The 2,296-nt window shown below is 44.0% G+C and carries 2 protein-coding genes; both read right to left on the bottom strand.

Features of this window, described 5'->3' with window-relative positions; all coding sequences use genetic code 11:
* Positions 1-167: 167 nt before the first annotated feature.
* Positions 168-1,058, bottom strand: a complete 891-nt coding sequence (locus HV832_RS17100; protein WP_176805260.1) for a hypothetical protein — start codon at positions 1,056-1,058, stop codon at positions 168-170.
* A 51-nt stretch (positions 1,059-1,109) separates the two neighbouring features.
* Complete coding sequence (locus HV832_RS17095) at positions 1,110-2,156, bottom strand: DNA-binding protein (RefSeq protein ID WP_176805259.1); 1,047 nt, start codon at positions 2,154-2,156, stop codon at positions 1,110-1,112.
* Between the last annotated feature and the right edge of the window lie 140 nt (positions 2,157-2,296).

Raw genomic sequence — 2,296 nt, 5'->3', positions numbered from 1 at the left:
GAGGGTCGGCCGGGATTCATGTAAAAATATTCAAATACTGATGTAACTATTTGATTTATTGGAAATGTTACTTCTATGATGACCTCAAAAATAGCCCTAGTATCTCTTGATTGGGCGATCAAAATATGTGGCTGGTAGCCTTAACTTCCACAACATCAAAAATGGGTTTAGTTTGTTTTTTGATCAGTATTATTCAGGCGATACTGAGTTATCAATTCTCGCGCAACGTTTAGTTCGGACTGGTAGATGTTGTTCGAAGTTCTTAAGTAATTCTGGACGACTTCTTGATGGGCTTCGTAGCTAACCTCATATAGAAGAGCACCAAAGCGACTGGCAATGTTGTCAATAGTTGCCAATCCCCACGCGTCCTCCCCCATGCCGTCCGGGTGCACAACGATACTATGTACGTAGCCATCGTCGGATCGGATAGTGCCCCGGTAAAATGGAGTAAATTTTTTTACCATGATAGCAGCTGTTTGTAAGCCAGTTAGTTCACGCAATGCTTCTGCATAGGCAACGCATTTTCCGAAAGTGTATCTTGCCGCATGATATGCCGGTATTTTTGACTGTGGTTTTGCTGGGATGGCATTTAAAAATTGTGGGCGCGCTTTAATAGCCTCAGTAGCGATGGCAATTTTCTCTTCAGTCGGAAAGTATTTGAGCGGCAGATTCAAAAGAGCGGCTTCATCATAATACCGGGTACGAATGCCACCTTGCTTGGGCTTAAAACTTTTTGCTATTTTGAAAACAGTGCCTTGAGAAAAGTCCTCTATCGACTTGACTCCGCGCACATCAAATACTCCCTCTCGATTGTCGCCAACATACACCCGCAATGGTTTTAATTCTGATTCGGGAATATCTTCTTCATCCGACGGAGTCAGCCAGTCTACGTGAAGAAGCCAGCCTGTTATGCGTGCCAATGCTACGGCAAAGTTCACACAGTCTTCCGCTTCCCATTCTTCGATCAGTTTTGGTGCAAAGCCCTCGCGCTGTCTAATTTTTGCTTGTCCCATATGCTGTTTAACTCCCTCTGGGAAATTGACAAAATGTCCTATCATCTCAATTTCCTCAACGCTGACATCAAAGGAGCTGAGGATGCCCGTATACTACTATCCCACTGGCGGAGCTTCTCCACTATTAACAACAACACTTGTGCTGAGTAATGATTTCAGATCTGCCATCATTTGTTCTTGAGCCTCTAGTTTGGCATTGGCGCTGGCCAGGTCGATCTCCATGTGGTGCAACTGATGTTTCAATTCATGCTGGTTAGCCTCTGATTGACTTTGCATTGCCTCCAAAGCTTTGATCTGGGTGTCTTTTTCAGTCAAAAGTGCTTGCAAAGTTTTAGCCTTCTGCTCTATGGCTTTGTGGGCTTCAATTTGATTATTAAGCTTGGTGAGGTTTGCCTTATCTTCATAGATTGTTTTTTGTGCTTGGGATATCTCTGCAACCCATCTTGCACCATCCTGATTGAGTCGGGTGATTTCATTTTGCTTGGCTACCAAGGTTTGTTGGAGTTGTCGCAATTCTGCCTGGAGTTGCTGCATTTGCTGTTCGTGACGACGTATATCTTGGTCGCGCTGTTCTTTGACTGATGCACGATAGTGATCAAGTGCATCCCGGGCATGTTGATGTTTCTCTTCGAGAGAATGGCGGTAGGCATCGTTTTCTGCAAGGCGCTCCTTGAGGTTCATCACTTGCTGAGCGAGGGTGTGACGGGTCATGGATTCACTTTGCAAAGCCTCTCTTGTTTGCTCATGTAAATCGATTTCCTGCTTGATAGCAGCAATTGTCAGATCAAGCTTTTCCTTTGTTTGCGTGTGTTTTGCATTGACCTCTTCAATCTCTGCGGCATGTAGGCGGTCTTTTTCAAGAACCTCAACAGACATGTCAGCGATGCGGTTGCTTGCCTCTACTTCTAGCTGGGTAGCGAGCTGAGCGACAAGGTTTTGTAAGGCCGCACTTATCGTGACTTGCCGGTCCACTGTTCCGCCATTTTCCTCTTCCAATTCCTTTAAATACTTATGGATCGTGGTTTTTGAACCGGTATTGCCGAGCGCAATTCTGACAGCATCAACAGAAGGATGACGTCCTTGAGCAATGAGCGAATTACGCGCTTTTTCGACTTCTGATTTATATAATCCGGTTCTGGCCATCGATTACTCCATTAAATATAATAATGTATTACATGCCATGTAATTACATACTAAATAACCTCTAATTTCAAGTTTAAAATGACTATGAATAAACACTGGATAAAGTAATCTTATCCAGTGTCAGTCCAAAAAACGCGTTA

This window comes from Cognatundibacterium oligocarboniphilum (assembly GCF_013377855.1).
In the GTDB taxonomy this organism is placed as follows: domain Bacteria; phylum Pseudomonadota; class Gammaproteobacteria; order Burkholderiales; family Burkholderiaceae_D; genus Undibacterium; species Undibacterium oligocarboniphilum.
Note: the sequence above shows the minus strand (reverse complement) of the source record. Positions and strands in the feature narration are given on the sequence as shown.